The organism is Pseudomonas sp. RA_5y_Pfl1_P24, from assembly GCF_963970945.1.
Classification (GTDB): Bacteria; Pseudomonadota; Gammaproteobacteria; order Pseudomonadales; family Pseudomonadaceae; genus Aquipseudomonas; species Aquipseudomonas tritici.
Genome location: NZ_CAXAOJ010000007.1, coordinates 24398 through 47040 on the forward strand (window position 1 = coordinate 24398; position 22643 = coordinate 47040).

Below are 22643 nucleotides of genomic sequence, written 5' to 3' on the forward strand. Positions count from 1 at the left end.
CAACCTGGCATATAGATAGCTGGCCGTTGGTTTTTTGATCTGTTTTCGGCGAGGGTTGCTCGTGATTGTTAGTCCCTGTAATGCACCAAAATTGTCTGCCAAACGGTTACGAAACGCACTGGTGACGGGCTCCGCCCTGTTTTGCCTGTTCGGCGCGGGTCAACTGTGGGCATTCAGTCTGGATGATGTGTCGGCCAAGGCAAAAGAGCTGGCCGGGCAGAAATACGAAGCTCCGCGCAGCAATCTGCCGAACGAATTCCGCGAAATGAAATTCGCCGACTATCAGAAGATTCGTTTCCGTAACGAAAAGGCCGAGTGGGCCGATCAGAACACCCCGTTCAAGCTGTCCTTCTATCACCAGGGTATGCACTTCGATACACCGGTGAAAATCAACGAAGTCACCGCCGACAGCGTCAATGAAATCAAGTACGACCCGACGCGTTTCGATTTCGGTGACGTGAAATTTGATCCTAAAGCCACCGATCAGCTGGGTTATGCCGGTTTCCGTGTGCTTTACCCGATCAACAAGAACGACAAGCAAGACGAAATCATGACCATGCTGGGCGCCAGCTACTTCCGCGTGGTCGGCAAAGGTCAGGTCTATGGCCTGTCTGCCCGCGGCATGGCGATCGACACTGCATTGCCTTCCGGCGAAGAATTCCCGCGTTTCACCGAGTTCTGGATCGAGCGTCCTAAGCCGGGTGAAAAACAGCTGGTCATCTTTGCCTTGCTGGACTCGCCACGCGCAACCGGCGCTTACCGCCTGATCCTGCGTCCGGGCACCGACACCATTGTCGATGTGAAATCCCAGATGTTCCTGCGCGACAAGGTCACCAAACTGGGCGTTGCCCCGTTGACCAGCATGTACCTGTTCGGCGCGAACCAGCCGTCCAAAGTGCTCAACTACCGTCGTGAGCTCCACGATTCCAGCGGCCTGTCGATCCATGCCGGCAACGGCGAGTGGATCTGGCGCCCGCTGAACAACCCTAAACACCTGTCGGTCAGCAACTTCACCGTCGAGAACCCGAAAGGTTTCGGCCTGCTGCAACGTGGTCGCGACTTCAGCCACTACGAAGACCTTGACGATAACTACGACAAGCGCCCAAGCGCCTGGATCGAGCCTGAGGGCGACTGGGGCAAAGGCACCGTCAACCTGGTAGAAATTCCGACTGCCGATGAAACCAACGACAACATCGTTGCTTTCTGGAGCCCGGAAAAACTGCCGGAAGTGGGCCAGCCGCTGGACGTTTCCTATCGCATGCACTGGACCATGGACGAGAAAGCCTTGCACCCGGCCGACAGCGCCTGGGTCAAGCAGACCCTGCGTTCCACCGGTGACGTGAAGCAGTCCAACCTGATCCGCCAGCCGGATGGCAGCGTGGCCTACCTGGTCGACTTCGAGGGCCCGTCCCTCAAGGCTCTGCCGTCGGACGCCGCGGTTCGCAGCCAGGTCAGTGTCAGCGACAACGCCGAACTGGTTGAAAACAGCGTGCGCTACAACGAGCACACCAAAGGCTGGCGCCTGACCTTGCGCATGAAGATCAAGGACGCAGGCAAGCCGACCGAAATGCGTGCGGCATTGGTGCAGGACGTTGCCCCGCCTGCCCCAGAGCAGGACTCGAGCCACGTGCTCAAGGCCGACAAGGTTCTGGCCAAGCAACACGAGAAACAGGCCAAGAAAGACGCAAAAAACAAGGACGCCAAGCAGCCAGAAGCTGCCCCAGCCACACCGGAGCCGATCAAGACCGAGCAAGTCCTGACCGAAACCTGGAGCTATCAGTTGCCTGCCGATGAGTAATTCTCAAGCCATGCCCGAGACTCTGTCCGAGTACCTGGCGCATCTACCGATGACCGCTGAGCAGCGCGCCGAACTGGCGGGCTGCACATCCTTCACCGAGTTGCACGAGCGCTTGTCATCGTCGACGTTCGACGCGCCCATCGAAGCCGCCCAGGCGTCGGTTGGCCGCCGGTTGACCCTCAACACTGCCGAAGAGCTGCAAGACGCCGAAATGCTGGTGCTCGACGCCAGCGGTCGCGTGTGCCTCAAGGCCACGCCGCCGATTCGTCGTACCCGTGTGGTTCCGGAGCCGTGGCGAACCAATATCCTGGTGCGCGGCTGGCGCCGTATCACCGGCCGCAGCAATCCGCCGGCACCGGCGAAGGATGAACGCGTACTGCCGGCCGCCCGCTGGCGTACCGTCGGCTCGATCCGCCGTTACATCCTACTGGTGCTGATGCTCGGCCAGACCATCGTGGCCGGCTGGTACATGAAAGGCATCATGCCGTACCAGGGCTGGTCGCTCGTTGACTTCGACGAGATCCGCAACCAGACCCTGCTGCAAACCGCTACCCAGGTACTCCCTTACGCCCTGCAAACCAGCATCCTGATCATGTTCGGGATCTTGTTCTGCTGGGTGTCGGCCGGTTTCTGGACCGCGTTGATGGGCTTCCTGGAACTGCTCACTGGCCACGATAAATACCGCATCTCCGGTAAAAGTGCCGGTGATGAGCCGATCCCTAAAGACGCCCGCACCGCGCTGGTGATGCCGATCTGCAACGAAGATGTGCCCCGGGTATTTGCCGGCCTGCGCGCTACGTTCGAGTCGGTCGCCGCCACCGGTGACCTGGATCGCTTCGACTTCTTCGTGCTCAGCGACAGCAATGACGCCGACATCTGCATCGCCGAACAGCAAGCCTGGCTCGACGTGTGCCGCGAAGCCGGTGGTTTCGGCAAGCTCTTCTATCGCCGTCGTCGCCGTCGCGTAAAGCGCAAGAGCGGCAACCTCGACGACTTCTGCCGTCGTTGGGGCGGTGACTACAAATACATGGTCGTGCTTGACGCTGACAGCGTGATGAGCGGCGAATGCCTGACCAGCCTGGTGCGCCTGATGGAAGCCACGCCGGATGCGGGGATTATCCAGACCGCGCCACGTGCGTCGGGCATGGACACTCTGTATGCACGCATGCAGCAGTTCGCCACGCGTGTTTATGGTCCGCTGTTCACCGCCGGCCTGCACTTCTGGCAGCTGGGTGAATCCCACTATTGGGGTCACAACGCGATCATCCGCATGAAGCCGTTTATCGAACACTGCGCCTTGGCGCCATTGCCAGGTAAGGGCGCGTTCGCCGGTTCGATTCTGTCCCATGACTTCGTTGAAGCAGCGCTGATGCGCCGTGCCGGCTGGGGCGTGTGGATTGCCTACGACCTGCCGGGCAGTTACGAAGAACTGCCGCCGAACCTACTGGACGAACTCAAGCGTGACCGTCGCTGGTGCCACGGTAACCTGATGAACTTCCGCCTGTTCCTGGTTAAAGGCATGCACCCGGTGCACCGCGCGGTGTTCCTGACCGGCGTGATGTCCTACCTGTCGGCGCCGTTGTGGTTCCTGTTCCTGGTGTTGTCCACGGCGCTGCTGGCGGTGAACACGCTGATGGAGCCGCAGTACTTCATGGCGCCACGCCAGTTGTACCCGCTGTGGCCGCAATGGCATCCGGACAAGGCGGTGGCGCTGTTCTCCACCACCATCGTGCTGCTGTTCCTGCCCAAGCTGCTGAGCATCATTTTGATCTGGGCCAAGGGCGCGAAAGAGTTCGGTGGCAAGTTCAAGGTGACGATGTCGATGCTGCTGGAGATGCTGTTCTCTATGCTGCTGGCGCCGGTGCGGATGATTTTTCACACGCGTTTCGTGCTTGCCGCCTTCCTCGGCTGGGCCGCGACATGGAACTCGCCCAAGCGTGATGATGACTCGACTACCTGGGGTGAAGCCTTCAAACGCCACGGTACGCAAACCTTGCTCGGCTTCCTCTGGGCCTTGCTGGTGGTGTGGTTGAATCCAAGCTTCCTGTGGTGGCTGGTGCCGATTGTCGGCTCGTTGATGCTGTCGATTCCGGTGTCGGTGATTTCCAGTCGGGTCAACCTGGGCCTCAAGTCCCGCGACGAGAGCCTGTTCCTGATCCCTGAGGAATACAATCCACCGCAGGCGTTGCTGTTGACCGAACAGTACACTCACGAAAACCGTTGGCACGCGCTGAACGACGGCTTTGTACGCTCGGTGGTTGATCCACAGCAAAACGCCCTGGCGTGTGCCCTGGCGACCTCACGTCACCGCGAGTCCGAGCCGATCGAGTACCTGCGTACCGAGCGTGTGCGTCATGCGTTGAAAGTCGGCCCAGCCGGCCTTAACAACGGCGAACGCGTGGCATTGCTCAGCGACCCGGTAGCCCTGGCTCGCCTGCACGAGCAGGTGTGGAGCGAAGGCCATGCCGAGTGGCTCGCCGCCTGGCGGGACTCGCTCAAGGCCGATCCGCACGCGCCGTTGCTACCCCTGCAACCGCTGTCGTCCCAGGCCCAACCGGCCTGATTCAGCCGCCCCCGAGGGCTCACCTCGGGGGCGTTCGAAGCGCTGATCCTACAGCGTTTCCAAGCTTTTCCTTCTCTCGTTAACCTCCTGTTATTTCGAAACAAAAGACCCTCGTCCAAGGCGTATTGCCGTGCCCGTGGCTGAGTTAGCATCGCCCCCGGATTTGACTCGGCCACTGGGGTATTCATGAGCAAAGGCTATTGTTCGGCGCTGTTGATAGGCGCTGTCGCATTGATTCACATAGGCCTGGCACAGGCAGGCGCGATTGACGACGCGGTTCGACGCGGTGTGCTGAAAGTCGGCACCACGCCCACTTACATGCCCTTTGAAATGACCGATAAACAAGGGCGCATCGTCGGCTTTGAAATCGACCTGCTCAAGGTCATGAGCCAAGCCTTGGGGGTTGATCTTGAATTGGTTGCAGTGCCTTACAACGAGTTGGTGGAGGGGCTGCAGGCGAAAAATTTCGACCTGATCGGCAGCGGTATGACCGTCACCCAGGAACGCAACATTAAGCTGAACTTCAGCGATTCGTTCATCGTGGTCGGTCAGTCAGTGTTGTTGCATCCACGTCTCATGGGCAAGGTCGCCAGTGTCGAAGACCTGGACGACGCCAGCTACCGAATCGCTACCGCCGAAGGCACCACCGGCGAGTCAGCGGCGCGACGGTTTCTGGGGGCGGCCCGGCTCAGCAGTTTTGCAACGCCGGAAGAGGGCGTGCGCCAAGTGGTGCAAGGCGAGGCCGATGCCTTTATTCATGACGCCCCCTACAACCTCATCGCCTTGAGTCGCCCGGAAAACAGCGCGCTGCTGGCGCTTGAGCAACCCTTCACCTTTGAACCCCTGGCGTTTGGCTTGAAGAAAGGCGATTTCGACAGCCTCAACTGGATCAACCACTTCCTCAACCAGGTTGCCCTGGATGGGACCTACGATCGCTTGCACGACAAGTGGTTTAAGGAAACGGCCTGGATGGCGGAAATCGACTGAAAGTTATAACTCTTTACACATCAGTCCGTTACTGCTGCGCTCTGCCCAAGTAGCTATGCGTGCGCTTTGCCGTAGCGTTGCTGGGCTTTTCCGAGATACGCCGATAACAAATAGCCGTGAAACCTTTGTGGCGGGAGGCGAGTGGGTTAGGATCGCACCCCGAAATGGTGCAGCCCTTTTGCGCGCCGACCTTACAAGAATCGTTCAGGGGACTTGATGATGAAGAAGTATCTTTCGATGCTGCTGCTTGGCGTCACCGCGCTGGTCGCGGCCAACGCGGCCCAGGCCGGCGCAATCGATGATGCGGTCAAGCGCGGCACGCTGAAAGTCGGCATGGACCCGACCTACATGCCGTTTGAAATGACCGACAAGCGCGGTGGAATCATCGGCTTCGAAGTCGACATCCTCAAGGCCATGGCCAAGTCCATGGGCGTCAAGCTGGAGCTGGTATCCACTGGCTATGACGGCATCATCCCGGCCTTCCTGACCGGCAAGTTCGACATGATCGGCAGCGGCATGACCCTGACCCAGGAACGCAACCTGCGCCTGAACTTCAGCGAGCCCTTCATCGTGGTCGGCCAGACCCTGCTGATTCGCAAGGAGCTGGAAGGCACCATCAAGTCCTACAAAGACCTGAACGACGAGAAATACCGCCTGACCTCCAAGCTGGGTACCACGGGCGAGATGGTCGCCAAGAAGCTGATCTCCAAGGCCAAGTACCACGGCTACGATAACGAGCAGGAAGGCGTGCTGGACGTGGTCAACGGCAAGGCCGATGCCTTTGTGTATGACGCACCGTACAACGTGGTTGCCCAGAAGAAAGTCGGTAGCGGCAAGCTGGTGTTCCTCGAAGAACCGTTCACCTTCGAACCCCTGGCGTTTGGCCTGAAAAAAGGCGACTACGACAGCATCAACTTCATCAACAACTTCCTGCACCAGATCCGCAACGACGGCACCTACGATCGTATCCATGACAAGTGGTTCAAGCGCTCCGAGTGGCTCAAGGATATGGAATAAGCCAGGCTGAATACCGAGTCGCGTCCTTCGCGAGCAAGCCCGCTCCCAGATTCGACCGCATTCTCATGTTGGAACTCGGTCAAATTTGGGAGCGGGCTTGCTCGCGAAGGCGGCCTCACAGGCGACACAAAACCCGGAAAGTAAAATGAAACAGAAAAAAGCCCAATGGCCCTGGCACCTGCTGACCGTGGTCGTGCTGGTCGGCCTGGCTGGCGCCTTGTACTACGCCACCTCGCTGATGTCCTACGAGTGGCGTTGGAACCGCGTGCCGCAATACTTCGTCTACCAGGCTGAGACGTCCCAGCGTGCCGCCGACATCTCCACGGTTGTCGAACTGGTGCGCAAAGGCGATGTGGCTGAAGTGACCCTGCGCAACGACGCGGGTGCCGAGCAAAGGCTGACCGTTGCCGACAACAGCCTGCAAGTGGCGCGTGGCGACGATGTGGCCGAAGGCGACGTGGTGGGCGTGACCCGGCATTGGGCGTTGGGCCCTTTGATGTGGGGGTTGTGGACCACGCTGTGGCTGTCGGTGGTATCCGGCATCCTCGGGCTGGCGATCGGGCTGGCGACCGGCTTGTGCCGACTGTCCAATAACCCGACCCTACGCGATCTGTCGACGATCTACGTCGAGCTGGTGCGCGGCACGCCGCTGTTGGTGCAAATCTTCATTTTCTATTTCTTTATCGGCACGGTACTCAACCTGTCCCGGGAATTCGCCGGGATCGCCGCGCTGTCGCTGTTCACTGGCGCGTATGTGGCGGAAATCGTGCGCGCTGGCGTGCAGTCCATCACCCGTGGCCAGAACGAAGCCGCTCGCTCCCTGGGCCTGAGCGCGAGCCAGTCGATGCGCCATGTGGTATTGCCGCAGGCGTTCAAGCGCGTGCTGCCGCCGTTGGCCGGGCAATTTATCAGCCTGGTAAAGGACACTTCCCTGGTGTCGGTGATCGCGATTACCGAACTGCTCAAGAGCGGCCGCGAGGTGATCACCACTTCGTTCTCGCCGTTTGAAATCCTGTTCTGCGTCGCAGGCCTGTACCTGCTGATCAACCTGCCGCTGTCGAAAATCGCCAGTCGGCTTGAGCGGAGGCTCGCGCAAAGTGATTGAAGTCCGCGATCTGGTAAAAGTCTTCGACACCCGTGGCCAAGTGGTGCGCGCGGTGGACCACGTCACCACCCAGGTGGCCAAGGGCGAAGTGCTGGTGGTGATCGGCCCGTCGGGCTCCGGCAAGTCGACCTTCCTGCGTTGTCTTAATGGCCTTGAGGCGTTCGACTCCGGCTCGGTGAGCATCGACGGCCTGCAACTGGCTGATCCGAAAACCGACGTCAACGCCTACCGCCGTGAAGTTGGCATGGTGTTCCAGCACTTCAATCTGTTCCCTCACATGACTGTGCTGGAAAACCTGTGCCTGGCGCAGAAAGTCGTGCGCAAGCGCGGGAAGGCGGAGCGTGAGGCCAAGGCCCTGGCGCTGCTGGAGAAGGTCGGTATCGCGCAAAAGGCCAATGAGTTTCCATCCCGATTGTCCGGCGGCCAGCAACAACGGGTCGCGATTGCCCGAGCCCTGGCGATGGAGCCCAAGGTGATGCTCTTTGATGAGCCCACCTCGGCGCTCGACCCGGAAATGGTCGGCGAGGTGCTGGACGTGATGAAGACCCTGGCCCTGGAAGGCATGACCATGGTCTGCGTCACCCACGAAATGGGCTTTGCCCGTGAAGTGGCCGACCGCGTGCTGTTTTTCGACCATGGCAAGTTGCTGGAAGACGCGGCCCCGGCCGAGTTCTTCGCTGCGCCCAAAGACCCTAGGGCCCAGGCATTCCTGCGCCAAGTCCTCTGATGTCGCGAGCCACAGGTCAGAGCCGGAACTTGTCGACCAGTGTCTGCAGATCCAGGCTCAGCCGCGTCAACTGAACACTGGCCGCCGCCGTCTCCTCGCTGGCGGCCGCTGTTTGCTCCGACACGTCACGCACTTTCATCACGCTGCGATTTATTTCCTCGGCCACGGCACTTTGTTGCTCGGCGGCAGCGGCAATCTGCGGGTTCATTTCCTGGATGATCGAGACTGTCCGGATAATGGCTGCCAATGCATCGCCTGCGTCGCGGCTCCGGTCGACACTGTTGTCGGTCAGCGCGCGGCTGCCGTCCATAATGTCTGCCACCTGTTGGGTGCCGGTGTGCAGGCCGCAGATCAGTCCTTCGATTTCTTCAGCGGATGCCTGCGTGCGCAAGGCCAGGCTGCGGACTTCATCGGCGACCACGGCAAACCCTTCGCCTGCCGTGCCCGCACGCGCCGCTTCAATGGCCGCGTTCAGGGCCAGCAGGTTGGTTTGTTGAGACACTGACTTGATGACGTCCAGCACACCTCCGATTTTTTGGCTTTCGCGTTGCAATGCAATCATCGCCTGGCTGGAGCGCGCCATTTCATGGGCCAGATGGCCTATCTGCTCCACCGCCAGCCCGACGACCTTGTCCCCGGTGCTGGCTTGTTGATCGGCCTCATTGGCCGCCGCCGATGCTTGTTCGGCATGTCGTGCGACTTCTTGGGCGGTGGCGAGCATTTCATTCATCGCTGTGGCCATCTGGTCTGTTTCGTCTTTCTGATCATTGATCCCGGCGCGGGTCTGCTCGGTGACGGCTGAGAGCTGCGTGGCGGCGCTGGCGATCTGCCGGGCGCTGTTGCCAATGCTGCTGATCAGGCTGCGCAGGTTGCGGGTCATTTGCCCGATGCTTTGTTGCAACTGGCCCAGTTCGTCGCGACGTTCCACCTGGATGTCGTGGCTCAAGTCGCCGTCGGCGACACGGTGGGCGGCAGTGAGGATTTCTCGCAGCGGCACGGCAATCTGCCGGGCGATCCACCAGGCGGCAAATGAACCCAGCAACAAGGCGGCCACCGTGACACCCGAGAGCAGGGTGCGGGTATGGTCAGCCTCACTGTCGCGCTGGATGGTCTGGCTTTGGCTCAGCAATTCATTGTGTTCCAGTAACTGGTTGAGTTGTTGTTCAAAGCGGTTCTGTACGGTCTCAGTGGTGAGCTGGGCTTCCTTGAGCGTGAGGAGCTGCGCACGGTAGTTCGCCAGGTCTGTTTTGAGCAGGGCCGAATCGACAGGCAGGCGAGTCACGGCGGCCTGAGCAACGTCCAGCGCGTCGAGGGTGTTGCTGACGTCGTCGGCGTAGGCTTGCAACGTTTCGGCCGCCCAGGCGGGACTCTGGGCGCGATCCTCGGCCTGCTCCATGACTTGGCGCAGGTTTTCAATCGCATCCAGTGCTTGCTGGTCTTGCTGGTCAGGCAGTTCGCTGGCCAGTTGCGCGAGGGTGTCGCTGGCCTGCAGCGCTATCGCGTGGAGCGGGGGGCGAGTATTGTCGCGCCGTTCGATCAAGGGCGGCAGTTCTACGAGCGTGGCTTTGAAACTGGCCACCAGGCGTTCCGCTTCCTGGATGCGCCGCAGTTCCGCCGGGTCCTCAAGGTGGTTTGCAAGGTCGCGCAAATGCTGGTCGATGGTTTCAATCTGTTGCGCCATCTTGCCCAGGCTGGCGGTGTCAGTGAGGGTGCGGTAAACGATACGGTCGGCGCGCATCGCCTCCGCGACAGCCGCCAGTTGGCCCAGTGTCGACAAGTTGCTTGAGCGTAGAAGTACGTCATTCAGGGCCTGCCAGCCGGTCACGGCGATGACGAGGCTGAGGACCAGCACCTGGCCAAAGCCCAGGGCGAGTTTGATACGGACGCTGGCGTTGACCAGCAAGCGGGTCAGCCGAGGAAACATGGTGAACCTCCAAATCTGAAAAAGCGCCTAGACCAACGCTAAATCGATTTGAGGTGATGGCGGGCTGATAACTGCGTAGGAAGTTTCACAAGTTGCGGCGGCCTCGACTGGCCGCCGCGTAGGACCGATCAGATACGGAAACGTCCGACCAGCGTCTGCAAGTAGATGCCCAGACGTGCCAGTTCAGCACTGGACGCGGCGGTTTCTTCACTGGCCGAGGAGGTTTGTTCCGACACATCGCGCACGTTCAGTACGCTGCGATTGATCTCTTCAGCCACGGCGCTTTGTTGCTCGGCGGCGGTGGCGATCTGCGAGTTCATTGCCTGGATGGTCGAGACCGTGCGGGTGATGTTCGCCAAGGCGCTGCCGGCACGGCGGGTCAGTTCAACGCTGCTGTCGGTCAGGCCACGGCTGTTATCCATGATGGTCGCCACCTGTTGGGTGCCGTTTTGCAGGCCGACAATCAGCTCTTCGATCTCTTCGGTGGACTTCTGCGTACGTTGGGCCAGGCTGCGCACTTCATCGGCCACCACCGCAAAGCCGCGCCCGGCTTCACCGGCACGCGCGGCTTCAATCGCGGCGTTGAGGGCCAGCAGGTTGGTTTGCTGGGCCACGGACTTGATCACGTCGAGCACGCTGCCGATCTTGTCGCTTTCGCGCTTCAAGTCGCCCATGGCAGCGGTGGAGTTGCCGACTTCGGTGGCCAGGCGTTCGATCTGAGCGATGGCTTCACCGACCACTTTATCGCCCTCACGGGCTTGCTGGTCTGCGGCCACGGCGGCTTCGGACGCTTCCTCGGCGTTGCGTGCGACTTCCTGCACGGTGGCGGCCATTTCGTTCATGGCAGTGGCGACCTGGTCGGTCTCGATCTTCTGGCTGTTGACCCCGGCGCTGGTCTGCTCGGTAACGGCAGAAAGTTGCTCGGCGGCGCTGGCGATCTGGGTGACGCCGTCACTGATCCCGCCAATCAGCTCACGCAGGCCGACGGTCATGCTTTGCATGGCGCGTTGCAGTTGGCCCAGTTCGTCCTGGCGCAGGGAGTTCAGGTTGTGGCTCAGGTCACCCAAGGCCACGCGCTCGGCCACCTGGAGGGTCTCGTTCAGCGGGAGGATGATCTGACGGGTGATGGCCCACGCGGCGGCCAGGCCAAAGATCAGCGCGAGTGTCGCGGCCAACAGCAACAATTGTTTGGCGCGTGCGGCGTCCGTATCGCGCACAACCGTTTGCGAGGCGGTCAGTTTGTTGCTGCGGTCCAGCATTAGGGAGCCCTGGCTGACCATGATTTTCAAGGCCCCGGCGCTGGAGACTTGAGAGTCACGGTATTGGCTCACCGCTGCACGGTAGGCTTGCAGCGAAACGCCGGCCTGTTGCAGGTTTTTTGTATATTGCTCGGGTAGCTGGCTATCGAGGGCGGTGATTTTCTTCAAGGCGTTGTCGATGGCGTCCAGCGCTGGTTGCTCGGCCTCGACCTTGCCGCTATAGGTGTAGCCACGCACCTGGAAGCGGGCTTGCTGGATCAGCTTGCTCAAATCGACAACGCTGTTGAACTGGCTCACGTTGTCGCCTTGCAGCAGGGCTTTTTCGATCTCACTCACGTTGGCCACTGCGTTGTCGGCCGTGTCGCCCAGTTTGCTGCGGGCGTTTTCCCGGTTGGCGCCGGCCTGCACCATGGCCTCGAATGCGCGCTTGTACTGGTCGACCGCCGCGAGTTGATCATCGATCAAGGCAATGTCAGCGGGCTGCTCAATGAGTGCACGTGCGGTTTTCAGGCCGCTATCCAGTTGGCCGAGAAAACCATTGACCGTCGTCGGACCCTGCTCGCCACGGCGCATTTCAAAGTCCAGGCGCGCTAAGCGCAAGTCCTTGCTCAGGTCGTTGAGGCTGGCGATATACCCCAGTTTGTCGCCGCGACTGATCACGCTGGAGAGCCCGGTCCAGCCGGTGAACGTGATCATCAGCGTCAGCAGCAATACCAGCCCGAAGCCCACGCCCAGCTTGGTTTTGACACTGACATTCCCCAGCTTTTCGGCTAACCATCGATGCATGCTGCAAACTCCCCTGGAACAAGGTTTGGACTTATTCGAAGGCTATCGGCACGCACGCAGGATTCTGTAGCGACACAGCTCCAATGTGGGAGCGTCTGTTGGACCGAGTAGTTAGAAAAGTCGGGCGAGGAGGGCGGTGACGGCGGTTTCGACGCGCAGGATGCGCGCCCCGAGCTGCACGGGCTGCATGCCGGCCTTGGCCAGCAAGTCCACTTCGTAGGGGATCCAGCCGCCTTCCGGACCAATCGCCAGGGTCACCGGCTCATCCAGCCCACGCGGGCAGGCCGGGTAATCGCCGGGGTGACCGATCAGGCCCAGGGTGCCTTCAGTCATGGCCGGCAGGCGGTCTTCGACGAACGGTTTGAAGCGCTTTTCGATAACGATCTCGGGCAGCACCGTATCCCGCGCCTGCTCCAGGCCTAGGATCAGTTGCTCGCGAATCGCCTCGGGCTCCAGGAATGGGGTTTGCCAGAAGCTCTTTTCGACCCGGTAGCTGTTCAGCAGCACTACCTTGGGCACGCCCATGGCGGCCACGGCCTGCAGCACCCGGCGCAGCATTTTCGGGCGCGGCAGGGCCAGCAGCAGGGTCAGCGGCAGTTTGGCCGGTGGCGGCTGGTCGACGCTCACTTGCAGCTCGGCTTCACCGGCGTCCAGGCGCAGCAACTGCGCATTGCCCATCAGCCCGCCGATACGGCCGACGCGCAGGCTGTCGCCGACGGCGGCGCGGTGGACTTCCTGCATATGCACCAGGCGCCGATCGCGCAGCACCACTCGCTCGGCCGTAATAAAATCGGCCTCTTCCAGCAGCAGCAGGTTCACGGCTGGGTCGCTGGCGGCTGGTCGTCGTCGGCGGGTTGATCATCCCGGTGTTCGCCGCGCTTGCTGATCAAGGCACTGAACAGGATGCCAATTTCGAACAGCATCCACATCGGCACGGCCAGCAGCGTCTGGGAGAAGATATCCGGCGGCGTGAGGATCATGCCGACCACGAAGCAGCCGATGATCACGTAGGGGCGGATCTTTTTCAGGTACGACACGTTGACCACGCCGATCCACACCAGCAGCACCACGGCCACCGGGATTTCGAAGGCCACGCCAAAGGCGAAGAACAACGTCATCACGAAGTCGAGGTAGCTGGTGATGTCGGTCATCATCTCCACGCCGGCCGGAGTGGCTGCGGCGAAGAACTTGAAGATCAACGGGAACACCAGGAAGTACGCGAACGCCATGCCGGTGTAGAACAGCAAAATGCTCGACACCAGCAACGGCACCGCGATGCGCTTCTCATGCTTGTACAGGCCCGGCGCGATAAAGCCCCAGATCTGGTGCAGGATCACCGGGATCGCCAGGAACAGCGAAACCATCATGGTCAGCTTCAACGGCGTGAGGAACGGCGACGAAACATCGGTGGCGATCATCGTCGCGCCGGCCGGCAGGTACTGGCGCAGTGGCGTCGAAACAAAGGTGTAGATCTGCTGGGTAAAGGCGAACAACCCGGCAAAAATGATGAAGATGGCCGCTACGCAACGCAGCAGGCGGGTACGCAGCTCAGTGAGGTGCGAGACCAGCGGCATATGCTGGTCGTTTTCCGGTTTATCAGCGCTCATGGGGCTCGCGGCGGCAATGTAGGGTCATGGGGCGCGGGCGACGCAATGGGCGTCGGCGCAGGCTCGGTTGGCGCGGTCGGTGCCACGGGGGCGGTTTCAGCGACGGGCGCGATGCTGTGTTCGGCCACAGGCTGCGCCGGTTTGGCGGGCTCCTGCACGGGCGACAGAATCTTTCGCGTTTCCTGTTCCAACGACAGAATGTGCTCGTTGTGCAGTTGCCGACGAATCTCGTCGGCGCCGATTTCCCGTTCAACTTCCTGTTTGATGGCGTTGAAACTGCGTTTCAGGCGCCCGATCCACAGGCCGGCCGTGCGCGCTGCACCGGGCAGGCGTTCCGGCCCCAATACCAGCAAGGCCACGAGGCCGACGAGCAGCAGTTCAGAGAAGCTGATACCAAACATTAGTCAGTGCTCACGAGTCTTTGCGGGTCGGCTCTTCGACTTTCTCAGCCTGCACGTCGAAGGTACGACGCTCGGTGATCGGCTGGGCGGCCTGCGGGTGCACAGGCTGGGCCGGCGGTACCGGATTGGCGACCGGGTCGGCCGGTTTTTCATCATCGTTCATGGCTTTGCGAAAGCCCTTGATCGACTCGCCCACGTCGGTACCGAGGTTTTTGAGTTTCTTGGTGCCGAACACCAGTACCACGACCACCAGAATGACGATCCAGTGTTTCCAGTCAAAAATGCCCATGCTGCAAATCCTCAGTCAACGTTATTCAAGTGGACGGACGCGAAGCCTTTTCGGCATGCCCGGACAAGCCAAAGCGACGGTCCAGTTCATCCAGTACAGCCTGCGGATGCTGCCCCAGTTGGGCGAGCATGACCAGGCTGTGGAACCAAAGGTCGGCGGTTTCGTAGATCACATCGCTGCAGTCGCCGCTGATTTGCGCGTCTTTGGCCGCGATGATGGTCTCGACGGATTCTTCGCCGAGTTTTTCCAGAATCTTGTTCAGGCCCTTGTGATACAGGCTGGCGACATAGGAGCTGTCGGCATCCGCACCTTTGCGGTCCTCCAGCACCTGGGCCACACGGTTCAGGGTATCGCTCATGTCTAGTGTCCTGCCGGGTAGATGGCGTGCGGGTCTTTGAGTACCGGCTCGACGATCTTCCATTCGCCATTCTCGAACACGCGATAGAAGCAGCTGTGACGGCCGGTATGGCAAGCGATGCCGCCGATCTGCTCGACCTTGAGGATCACCACGTCGGCGTCGCAGTCCAGGCGTAGCTCGTGCAAGGTTTGCACGTGCCCGGACTCTTCGCCCTTGCGCCACAGTTTGCCACGCGAGCGTGACCAGTAGATGGCGCGCTGCTCAGCGGCAGTGAGGCTCAGGGCCTCGCGGTTCATCCAGGCCATCATCAGCACGCGCCCGGTCTTGTAGTCCTGGGCAATGGCCGGCACCAGGCCGTCACTGTCCCACTTGATCTCGTCCAGCCAGTCTTTCATGTTCGGCTCCGGCAATTTGCGACAGTGTATAACCGGATTGGCTATCGACGCACGATCAGATAAACACCCACGGCGACCATGATGCCAGCCGGCCAGTGCCCCAGAGGGTTCAGCGGGCCCCCAATCGCCAGCATTACGCCGCCGACCAGATGGGCTGCACCCAGCAGGCGCAGGAACCAGTCGTCCTTGCGTTTCTGCCACAGCGGCGCCGGGTCCTTGGCGTGGGGCTGGGACATGCGCTCCAACAAGTCGCGGGTCATGTTGGCCAGATGCGGCAGTTGTTCCATCTGACTGTGCAGGTTGCCCAGCATGGTCTTCGGGCTCATCCGCTCGCGCATCCAGCGCTCCAGGAACGGTTGGGCGGTGTTCCACAGGTCGAGGTCCGGGTACAGCTGACGGCCCAGGCCTTCGATGTTCAGCAGGGTCTTTTGCAACAGCACCAGCTGCGGCTGCACTTCCATATTGAAGCGCCGCGCGGTCTGGAACAGGCGCATCAGCACCTGGCCGAATGAAATATCTTTTAACGGTTTTTCAAAGATCGGCTCGCACACGGTGCGGATCGCCGCTTCGAATTCGTTGAGTTTGGTTTCTGCCGGTACCCAGCCCGAGTCGATGTGCAACTGCGCCACGCGGCGATAGTCACGCTTGAAGAAGGCAAACAGGTTACGCGCCAGGTAGTCCTGGTCCTCCGGGGTCAGGCTGCCGACGATACCGCAGTCGATCGCAATGTATTGCGGGCTCCACGGGTTGACGGTGCTGACGAAGATGTTGCCCGGGTGCATGTCGGCGTGGAAGAAACTGTCACGGAACACCTGGGTGAAGAAAATCTCCACACCACGCTCGGCGAGCATCTTCATGTCGGTACGCTGGTCGGCCAGGGTCGCAAGGTCGGTGACCTGCACGCCGTAGATGCGCTCCATCACCAGCACTTTGGGTCGGCACCAGTCCCAATACACTTGCGGCACGTACAGCAACGGCGAGCCTTCGAAGTTGCGCTTGAGCTGGCTGGCGTTGGCCGCTTCGCGCAGCAGGTCGAGTTCGTCGTAGATGGTTTTTTCGTAGTCGGCGACCACGTCCACTGGGTGCAACAGGCGCGCATCGGCGCTGAAGCGCTCGGCGGCGCGGGCGAGGATGAACAACCACGCCAGGTCCTGTCCGATGATTGGCTTGAGGCCTGGACGGATCACCTTCACCACCACTTCTTCGCCGGTCTTGAGCCGCGCTGCGTGCACTTGCGCGACCGAGGCCGAGGCCAGTGGCTCGACGTCGAAGCGGCTGAAGACTTCGCTGATCTTCTTGCCAAGCTGCTCTTCGATCAGCTTCATCGATTGCTGGGAATCGAAGGGTGGCACGCGGTCCTGCAGCAGCATCAGCTCGTCGGCGATGTCTTCCGGCAACAAATCGCGACGGGTCGAGAGGATCTGCCCGAACTTGATAAAGATCGGCCCCAGGTCCTGCAAGGCCAGGCGCAGGCGTGCGCCCCTGCTCAGCTCCAGCTGTTTACGCGGGAACCAACGCCATGGCAGCACATAGCGCACGGCAAGCAGGAACCACGGCAGGGGCAGGGCGAACAGCAGGTCATCAAGGCGGTAGCGGATTACGACGCGCTGGATACGAAACAAACGGCGGACGGCAAGCAGCTTCATGCGTTATCGCTTGGATCAAGGGAACGGCTCAGGCGCTCGAAGCGTGCCTCAAGGCGTTCCAGGTCGATTTTGGCCTTGTCGAGTTCACGAAAGCGCGCTTGCGCTTCCCGTTCTCCGACCAGGGTGCGCGATTCTTCGCTCAGGTATTCGGCAAGGTTCTGGTTGAGGCTGGCGAACCCTTGCTGGTACCAACGCGACCTGCTGCGCAGGTGTCCGCTGATCAACTGGGTAGCCACGGGGCCGATCCAGCGGGACAGCTCGTATTCCCAGTCCAGTTCCAGGTCTTGCAACACGGCGGCGATGTCCATCAGCGCCGCGCTGTCGCCTTCCAGCTCCAGTTCCGCACTGTGCAGGATGGCGGTCTTGTTGCGACTCAGGGCCAGGTGCAACAGGCTCGATGCCGGCGCACGCAAGGTGCAATCGGCCTCGGCGGCCCATTGGCTCGCAAGCATCAGGCCTTCATCGCTGGGCAGGATAAACAGCTGCAAGGCGGGGCTGCGGCAATCGACGGCAATGACTTTGCCGTTGAGGTGCGCAAGCCGCGCCAGGGCGGTGCTGTCCAGGCGCAGTACACGATTGAGGCCGTGTTCGACGCTGGCGAGAAGTCCGGCGAACAACATCAGGGCTTGATGCCGCGGTGCAGCGCGACGACGCCCGAGGTCATGTTGTGGTAAGTCACCCGGTCGAAACCGGCCTCTACCATCATCGACTTGAGGGTTTCCTGGTCAGGGTGCATGCGGATCGATTCGGCCAGGTAGCGGTAGCTCTCGGCGTCATTGGTGATCAGCTTGCCCATCAACGGCATGAAGGCGAACGAGTAGGTGTCGTAGACCTTGGACATCAGCGCGTTGGTCGGCTTGGAGAATTCCAGCACCAACAGGCGGCCGCCCGGCTTGAGCACGCGCAGCATCGAGCGGATCGCGTCTTCCTTGTGGGTCACGTTGCGCAGGCCGAAAGCGATGGTCACGCAGTCGAAATGGTTGTCGGGGAACGGCAGCTTTTCAGCGTCGGCCTGGACGAATTCGATATTGCCGGCCACGCCTTTGTCGAGCAGGCGGTCGCGACCGACCTTGAGCATCGAACCGTTGATGTCCGCCAACACCACCTGGCCGGTCGGGCCAACGAGCTTGGAGAACTTCGCTGCCAGGTCGCCCGTGCCGCCGGCGATATCCAACACACGGTTGCCGGTGCGTACACCCGACAGCTCGATGGTGAAGCGCTTCCACAGGCGGTGCATACCGCCCGACAGCACGTCGTTCATCAGGTCGTACTTGGCGGCTACAGAGTGGAACACCTCAGCGACTTTTTCCGCTTTTTGGCTTTCCGGGACGTTCTTGAAGCCGAAGTGAGTGGTGGGTTCGGCATCGCTGCCTTTGCGCTGATCAGTCATATCGCTGTCACCAAAAGAGAATGCGGCACATGATAATCCCCAAGGCCTGCTTTGTCTTGGCAAGGCTGCAGGTAAGATAGGTCATCACAGAGACCTTTTGCCGCATGGAAGGTTTACAACGTCGCTATAAAGAGGAGTCATTGCAATGGCCCGTATAACCGTTGAGCGTGCACATTCCCTGGGTAAAGAAGGCGCACGGGCAAAGGCCGACAAGTTGGCGCAAAAACTCAAGGAGCAATATGGCCTCGAGCCGTCGTGGTCCGGGGACACCTTGAACCTCAAGCGTTCAGGGGTGAAAGGCACGGTAGTAGTGGCCGACGATTCTTTACGCATTGATGTGGAACTGGGCCTGTTGATGTCGGCCATGAGCGGCTCCATCAAGTCTGAAATTGAAAAGGCGCTGGATAAGGCGCTGGCGTGATCCGCTCGTTCTTAGGGTGCCGATTCTAATTTTTCACCCTACTTTGTGCCCAAGCCCTCAACTCCTGCGGGCCGTTCCTCCACCCTATTCTGCGTGAGGTGCACCATGGCCAAAGTTATCCTGAAGAAAAAAATCGACGTCGAGACCACTACGCTGAGCGACGTTAAATCCTACGCCCGCAAGATCTGGCTGGCGGGACTTGGTGCCTATGCCAAGGTTGGAAGTGAGGGCGGCGAGTATTTCAAAGAGCTGGTTAAAACTGGTCAACATGTTGAAAGTAAAGGTAAAAAAGTTGCAGTTGAACAACTTGAGGCCGCCAACAGTCAGATTGATCAAGTCAAGAGTAATGTCTCCTCCGTCAAAGGCCTGGTAGAAGTTCAGCTGGATAAAGTTGAAAAAGCTTTTGATACGCGTGTTGCAAGTGCCTTGAATCGAATCGGCATTGCGTCTAAACATGACGTTGAGACACTCTCTGCTAAGCTCGAAGAGCTGACGACATTGCTAGAACGTGTCGCGCGTAAACACTAAGGAGACATCGGGATGGCTGTTAAAAAGACTACTCAGAAAGAAGGCAGCTCGTGGGTCGGGGAAGTTGAAAAATATTCCCGTAAGATCTGGCTTGCTGGTTTAGGCGTGTACTCGAAGGTTAGCAGTGACGGTGGCAAGTACTTCGAGACTTTGGTCAAGGACGGCGAGAAGGCCGAGAAGTTGACCAAAACCACGGTTGGTAAAAAAGTTGATGCGGCCAAGGCAACTGCCGGTTCCGCCAAATCGAGCATTTCTGACACTTGGGGCAAGTTGGAAGAAACTTTCGACAAGCGCCTTAACAGTGCCATTTCGCGACTGGGCGTGCCTAGCAAAGCAGAACTGAAGACGCTGCACAGTAAGGTCGATACCCTGACCAAGCAAATTGAAAAGCTGACGGGTGCCAAAGTAGCTCCGGCGAAAACTGCCGCCGCTAAACCCGCTGCCAAGCCGGCTGCTAAAACCGCTGCTGCCAAACCTGCCGTGAAAGCTGCCGCCAAACCGGCTGCCAAAGCTGCGACCAAGGCACCAGCCAAAGTTGCTGCTAAACCAGCCGCCAAGCCTGCGGCAAAAACGGCAGCTGCCAAGCCCGCCGCAAAGCCTGCTGCTAAACCGGTAGCCGCTAAAGCTGCTGCTAAGCCCGCAGCCAAGGCAGCAGCAAAACCAGCCGCCAAGCCTGCGGCTAAAACCGCAGCTGCAAAGCCTGCTGCCAAACCAGCATCCAAGCCCGCCGCCGCGAAGCCGGTCGCGAAACCTGTTGCAGCCAAACCTGCTGCAAAACCAGCCGCCGCGAAGAAGCCAGCAGTAGCGAAAAAACCAGCCGCACCCAAGCCTGCTGCTCCGGCACCAACCGCTTCCACAGCCAACTCGGTGTCCGCACCGACGCCTGCTGCTGTGACCCCGACTGCAACGCCGGCAACCCCGACGCCATCCAGTCAGTCCTGATTTTCCCCAGGACACAAAAAATGCCCGGCCTGCAAAGGTCGGGTATTTTTTATGGGTGGGAGCTGGCTTGCCTGCGATTGCGGGGTGTCAGGCCCCACGTGAGCTGACGGGTCAAGTGCTCTCGCAGGCAAGCCAGCTCTCACATTTTCAGATGGGGTCATCCAGGTATTTCAGCGCGAACGTCTCGGTTGCGAGTCGCGCCGGCAATAACAGATGCGGCGCCACCAACATCATGATTTGGTACACCACCACCCGCACCTCGCCTTCACGGTCGAGAATCCGCTGGTAATCCAGGGAAAACAACAAGGTCATGGTGATCTGCTCCACCAGTTGCCCCAAGGCTTGAGTGCCACTCACCAACTGCCCCGCCGCCTTCAGCCTCGCCAGCAACGAAGCCAGGGTGCGCTTGAGCGCCGTGAGCAGGTTGCGAATACCTTTGGCCAGCTTTGGCAGGCGCCCGGCCAGGTTCGACAGGTCCTGGAACAGGAACCGGTAATGGGCCATACGCTCGACGATCAGGTGCAGGAACAGCCAGTAATCCTCGGCTTCCAGCTGTGCGTCGGCGGGTGGGTTGAGCAGCGGCGCCAGCTCATTCTGAAAGCGCTCGAACAGGCCGAGGACCAGCGGCTCCTTGCCATGGAAGTGGTAGTAAAGGTTGCCGGGGCTGATCCCCATTTCATTGGCCACCTCCATGGTCGACACGTTCGGCTCGCCCTTCTGGTTGAACAACTGCAGGGCACATTCAAGGATACGGTCGCGCGTCTTCATCCAGTCTTCTTAATGTGATCGTTGAGCTCAACGCACCCGAACATAGGTGCCAGGCGCTGCTTCCATCGGTGGGTAATTCTGGTTGCCCAGGGCGGTGAGGGTTTCGCGTTGCACGCCTGAGCGTTGCTGGATCCACTCCAGCCATTGCGGCCACCAGCTACCCTCGATGTGGTGGGCGTCGTAGTACCAGGCGCGCGGGTCGCTGCTCATCTTAGGGTTTTCGACGTAATTGGCCTTTGGGTTGCCCGGCGGGTTGAGGATGCTCTGGATGTGCCCGCTGTTGGAGAGCACGAAGCGTCGCTCACCGCCCAGCAGTTGGGTCGAGCGGTACACCGCGTCCCACGGCGTGATGTGGTCGTTGATCCCGGCCACACTGAAACTGTCCACCGTGACCTTTTGCAGATCGATAGGCGTGCCGCACACCTCCAGGCCGCCGGGATGGCTGAGTGGGTTGTGCTTGAAGAAGTCCAGCAGGTCGCCGTGCAGCGCGGCGGGCAGGCGCGTGTTGTCGTTGTTCCAGTACAGGATGTCGAAGGCCGGCGGCTCCTTGCCCAGCAGGTAGTTGTTGATCCAATAGTTCCAGATCAGGTCATTGGGGCGCATCCAGGCAAAGACTTTGGCCATGTCGCGGCCATCCAGCACGCCTTGCTGGTAAGAGCGGCGCTTGGCGGCTTCCAGGGTTTGCTCGTCGGCGAACAGTGTGGCGGGGCTGTCGATCTGGCTGTCCAGCAGGCTGACCAGGTAGCTGGCGCTGGAGACGCGCCGCAACTGACGCTTGGCTTGCAGGTGGCCTTGCAGCGCGGCGATGGTCAGGCCGCCGGCGCAGGCGCCCATCAGGTTGACCTCGCGCGCGCCGGTGATCGTCCGGCACACGTTGAGCGCTTCTTCTGCGGCGGCGACGTAGGTCGAAAGGCCCCATTCGCGGTGCCGCACGTCCGGGTTTCGCCAACTGATCATGAAGGTCTGCAGGCCGTTTTTCAGGGCGTATTGCACAAAGCTGTTGGCCGGGCTCAGGTCGAAAATGTAGTACTTGTTGATTTGCGGCGGCACCACCAGCAGGGGCTTGGCATATTGTTTTTCGCTCATGGGCTTGTACTGGATCAGCTCCAGCAGCTCATTGCGAAACACCACTGAGCCGGGTGTAGTGGCGACCGTCTTGCCCACTTCGAACGCGTGCTTGCTCACCTGGCGTGGCAGGCCATTGTTGTGCAGCAGGTCCTCGAGCAGGTTACTCACGCCGCGCACCACACTGTTGCCACCGGAGTTGAGCAGTTCCTTGATGGCCAGCGGGTTGAGCAGGCTGTTGGAAGGCGAGACGGCATCGTTGAACAGGGCGAACGCAAAATGCGCCCGTGCCCGGTCATCGTCGCTCAGGGTGCTGTCGTCAATCCACTGGCGTGATTGCTTCTGCCAGCTCAAATAGGCTTGCAGGCTGCGCCGGTACAGGGGGTTGAGTTTCCAGGTGGGGTCGGTGAAGCGGCTGTCATTGGGGTTGGGCGCATGCACGGTTTCGCCCAGCAATACACGGCCCAATTGCCCGCCCAGCGCCACGGCGTGGCGCGCGGTATGCACCGGGTTGCGCAAGCCGTGGGCGGCGACGCTGCGCAGGGTTGACAGTAAATCCCGGCCTCGCAGGCCGGTGATCGCATTTTGCGCATTGATGAACGCGGCAGGGGTGGGCGCCGGTTTCGTCACGGGTCTTTCTCGCATGAGCCAACACTCCTTCGTCAAG

At 60.4% G+C, this 22643-nt stretch carries 22 protein-coding genes; 9 read left to right on the forward strand and 13 right to left on the reverse strand.

The window, feature by feature from the left end:
* The first annotated feature begins 61 nt into the window (after positions 1-61).
* From AACY30_RS13135 to AACY30_RS13160, 6 genes are all read left to right on the forward strand, one after another.
* Positions 62-1798: a glucan biosynthesis protein G gene (locus tag AACY30_RS13135; protein ID WP_339540447.1), complete on the forward strand. Its 1737-nt coding sequence runs from the start codon at positions 62-64 to the stop codon at positions 1796-1798.
* Complete coding sequence (mdoH, locus tag AACY30_RS13140; RefSeq protein ID WP_339540448.1) at positions 1791-4361, forward strand: glucans biosynthesis glucosyltransferase MdoH; 2571 nt, start codon at positions 1791-1793, stop codon at positions 4359-4361. Before AACY30_RS13135 ends, mdoH begins: the two co-directional genes overlap by 8 nt.
* Before the next feature lie 186 nt (positions 4362-4547).
* Positions 4548-5348 (forward strand): transporter substrate-binding domain-containing protein, encoded by an 801-nt coding sequence (locus tag AACY30_RS13145; RefSeq protein WP_339469194.1) that lies wholly within the window; start codon positions 4548-4550, stop codon positions 5346-5348.
* 219 nt (positions 5349-5567) lie between these two features.
* Positions 5568-6365 (forward strand): transporter substrate-binding domain-containing protein, encoded by a 798-nt coding sequence (locus AACY30_RS13150; RefSeq protein WP_339540449.1) that lies wholly within the window; start codon positions 5568-5570, stop codon positions 6363-6365.
* A 145-nt stretch (positions 6366-6510) separates the two neighbouring features.
* Positions 6511-7470, forward strand: a complete 960-nt coding sequence (locus tag AACY30_RS13155; RefSeq protein WP_339415528.1) for an amino acid ABC transporter permease — start codon at positions 6511-6513, stop codon at positions 7468-7470.
* Positions 7463-8197 (forward strand): amino acid ABC transporter ATP-binding protein, encoded by a 735-nt coding sequence (locus AACY30_RS13160; protein ID WP_339469195.1) that lies wholly within the window; start codon positions 7463-7465, stop codon positions 8195-8197. Before AACY30_RS13155 ends, AACY30_RS13160 begins: the two co-directional genes overlap by 8 nt.
* Before the next feature lie 16 nt (positions 8198-8213).
* Here the strand turns inward: AACY30_RS13160 and AACY30_RS13165 are convergent, their stop codons facing one another.
* The 11 genes from AACY30_RS13165 to ubiE form a co-directional block, all read right to left on the reverse strand.
* Positions 8214-10121, reverse strand: a complete 1908-nt coding sequence (locus AACY30_RS13165; RefSeq protein WP_339540450.1) for a methyl-accepting chemotaxis protein — start codon at positions 10119-10121, stop codon at positions 8214-8216.
* A gap of 128 nt (positions 10122-10249) precedes the next feature.
* Positions 10250-12166, reverse strand: a complete 1917-nt coding sequence (locus AACY30_RS13170; protein ID WP_339469197.1) for a methyl-accepting chemotaxis protein — start codon at positions 12164-12166, stop codon at positions 10250-10252.
* A 111-nt stretch (positions 12167-12277) separates the two neighbouring features.
* Positions 12278-12985 (reverse strand): 16S rRNA (uracil(1498)-N(3))-methyltransferase, encoded by a 708-nt coding sequence (locus tag AACY30_RS13175; protein WP_339469198.1) that lies wholly within the window; start codon positions 12983-12985, stop codon positions 12278-12280.
* Positions 12982-13773 carry a twin-arginine translocase subunit TatC gene (tatC, locus tag AACY30_RS13180; protein ID WP_339415533.1) on the reverse strand — a complete coding sequence of 264 codons (792 nt, stop codon included), beginning with the start codon at positions 13771-13773 and terminating at the stop codon, positions 12982-12984. The genes AACY30_RS13175 and tatC overlap by 4 nt, the downstream gene beginning before the upstream one ends.
* A complete protein-coding gene (gene tatB / locus AACY30_RS13185) occupies positions 13770-14174 on the reverse strand; it encodes a Sec-independent protein translocase protein TatB (protein ID WP_339469199.1) in 405 nt (134 codons plus the stop codon). The genes tatC and tatB overlap by 4 nt, the downstream gene beginning before the upstream one ends.
* A 10-nt stretch (positions 14175-14184) precedes the next feature.
* Entirely contained in the window at positions 14185-14463 is a 279-nt protein-coding gene (locus AACY30_RS13190; protein WP_105695034.1) for a twin-arginine translocase TatA/TatE family subunit, read from the reverse strand.
* 25 nt (positions 14464-14488) lie between these two features.
* On the reverse strand, positions 14489-14821 hold the full coding sequence (locus AACY30_RS13195; protein ID WP_049710425.1) for a phosphoribosyl-ATP diphosphatase: 333 nt from the start codon (positions 14819-14821) through the stop codon (positions 14489-14491).
* 2 nt (positions 14822-14823) lie between these two features.
* Positions 14824-15216 (reverse strand): phosphoribosyl-AMP cyclohydrolase, encoded by a 393-nt coding sequence (hisI, locus tag AACY30_RS13200; RefSeq protein ID WP_032893977.1) that lies wholly within the window; start codon positions 15214-15216, stop codon positions 14824-14826.
* Between the two features lie 41 nt (positions 15217-15257).
* A complete protein-coding gene (ubiB, locus tag AACY30_RS13205) occupies positions 15258-16862 on the reverse strand; it encodes a ubiquinone biosynthesis regulatory protein kinase UbiB (RefSeq protein WP_339469200.1) in 1605 nt (534 codons plus the stop codon).
* On the reverse strand, positions 16859-17482 hold the full coding sequence (locus AACY30_RS13210) for a ubiquinone biosynthesis accessory factor UbiJ (RefSeq protein ID WP_339540451.1): 624 nt from the start codon (positions 17480-17482) through the stop codon (positions 16859-16861). Before AACY30_RS13210 ends, ubiB begins: the two co-directional genes overlap by 4 nt.
* Positions 17482-18252, reverse strand: coding sequence for a bifunctional demethylmenaquinone methyltransferase/2-methoxy-6-polyprenyl-1,4-benzoquinol methylase UbiE (gene ubiE / locus AACY30_RS13215; protein ID WP_339415537.1), 771 nt, complete (start codon positions 18250-18252; stop codon positions 17482-17484). The genes AACY30_RS13210 and ubiE overlap by 1 nt, the downstream gene beginning before the upstream one ends.
* A gap of 145 nt (positions 18253-18397) precedes the next feature.
* On the opposite strand from ubiE, the gene AACY30_RS13220 reads away from it, so the two are divergent.
* The 3 genes from AACY30_RS13220 (at position 18398) to AACY30_RS13230 (ending at position 20143) form a co-directional block, all read left to right on the forward strand.
* Entirely contained in the window at positions 18398-18673 is a 276-nt protein-coding gene (locus AACY30_RS13220; protein WP_339415538.1) for a polyhydroxyalkanoic acid system family protein, read from the forward strand.
* Positions 18674-18778: 105 nt separating this feature from the next.
* Complete coding sequence (locus AACY30_RS13225; protein ID WP_065875741.1) at positions 18779-19201, forward strand: phasin family protein; 423 nt, start codon at positions 18779-18781, stop codon at positions 19199-19201.
* A gap of 12 nt (positions 19202-19213) precedes the next feature.
* Entirely contained in the window at positions 19214-20143 is a 930-nt protein-coding gene (locus AACY30_RS13230; protein WP_339469201.1) for a phasin family protein, read from the forward strand.
* A gap of 147 nt (positions 20144-20290) precedes the next feature.
* Here the strand turns inward: AACY30_RS13230 and AACY30_RS13235 are convergent, their stop codons facing one another.
* Both AACY30_RS13235 and phaC read right to left on the reverse strand, forming a co-directional pair.
* A complete protein-coding gene (locus AACY30_RS13235) occupies positions 20291-20911 on the reverse strand; it encodes a TetR/AcrR family transcriptional regulator (RefSeq protein WP_339415540.1) in 621 nt (206 codons plus the stop codon).
* Positions 20912-20938: 27 nt separating this feature from the next.
* Positions 20939-22621, reverse strand: a complete 1683-nt coding sequence (gene phaC, locus AACY30_RS13240; protein ID WP_339540452.1) for a class II poly(R)-hydroxyalkanoic acid synthase — start codon at positions 22619-22621, stop codon at positions 20939-20941.
* Positions 22622-22643: the final 22 nt, after the last annotated feature.

Excerpts from the sequence above, each read along its gene's own strand:
- mdoH (WP_339540448.1), top strand. The coding sequence starts at position 1,791 with ATGAGTAATTCTCAAGCCATGCCCGAGACTCTGTCCGAGTACCTGGCG.
- AACY30_RS13145 (WP_339469194.1), top strand. The coding sequence starts at position 4,548 with ATGAGCAAAGGCTATTGTTCGGCGCTGTTGATAGGCGCTGTCGCATTG.
- AACY30_RS13150 (WP_339540449.1), top strand. The coding sequence starts at position 5,568 with ATGAAGAAGTATCTTTCGATGCTGCTGCTTGGCGTCACCGCGCTGGTC.
- AACY30_RS13155 (WP_339415528.1), top strand. The coding sequence starts at position 6,511 with ATGAAACAGAAAAAAGCCCAATGGCCCTGGCACCTGCTGACCGTGGTC.
- AACY30_RS13165 (WP_339540450.1), bottom strand. The coding sequence starts at position 10,121 with ATGTTTCCTCGGCTGACCCGCTTGCTGGTCAACGCCAGCGTCCGTATC.
- AACY30_RS13170 (WP_339469197.1), bottom strand. The coding sequence starts at position 12,166 with ATGCATCGATGGTTAGCCGAAAAGCTGGGGAATGTCAGTGTCAAAACC.
- tatC (WP_339415533.1), bottom strand. The coding sequence starts at position 13,773 with ATGAGCGCTGATAAACCGGAAAACGACCAGCATATGCCGCTGGTCTCG.
- tatB (WP_339469199.1), bottom strand. The coding sequence starts at position 14,174 with ATGTTTGGTATCAGCTTCTCTGAACTGCTGCTCGTCGGCCTCGTGGCC.
- AACY30_RS13190 (WP_105695034.1), bottom strand. The coding sequence starts at position 14,463 with ATGGGCATTTTTGACTGGAAACACTGGATCGTCATTCTGGTGGTCGTG.
- AACY30_RS13195 (WP_049710425.1), bottom strand. The coding sequence starts at position 14,821 with ATGAGCGATACCCTGAACCGTGTGGCCCAGGTGCTGGAGGACCGCAAA.
- hisI (WP_032893977.1), bottom strand. The coding sequence starts at position 15,216 with ATGAAAGACTGGCTGGACGAGATCAAGTGGGACAGTGACGGCCTGGTG.
- ubiB (WP_339469200.1), bottom strand. The coding sequence starts at position 16,862 with ATGAAGCTGCTTGCCGTCCGCCGTTTGTTTCGTATCCAGCGCGTCGTA.
- AACY30_RS13210 (WP_339540451.1), bottom strand. The coding sequence starts at position 17,482 with ATGTTGTTCGCCGGACTTCTCGCCAGCGTCGAACACGGCCTCAATCGT.
- ubiE (WP_339415537.1), bottom strand. The coding sequence starts at position 18,252 with ATGACTGATCAGCGCAAAGGCAGCGATGCCGAACCCACCACTCACTTC.
- AACY30_RS13220 (WP_339415538.1), top strand. The coding sequence starts at position 18,398 with ATGGCCCGTATAACCGTTGAGCGTGCACATTCCCTGGGTAAAGAAGGC.
- AACY30_RS13225 (WP_065875741.1), top strand. The coding sequence starts at position 18,779 with ATGGCCAAAGTTATCCTGAAGAAAAAAATCGACGTCGAGACCACTACG.
- AACY30_RS13230 (WP_339469201.1), top strand. The coding sequence starts at position 19,214 with ATGGCTGTTAAAAAGACTACTCAGAAAGAAGGCAGCTCGTGGGTCGGG.
- AACY30_RS13235 (WP_339415540.1), bottom strand. The coding sequence starts at position 20,911 with ATGAAGACGCGCGACCGTATCCTTGAATGTGCCCTGCAGTTGTTCAAC.
- phaC (WP_339540452.1), bottom strand. The coding sequence starts at position 22,621 with ATGCGAGAAAGACCCGTGACGAAACCGGCGCCCACCCCTGCCGCGTTC.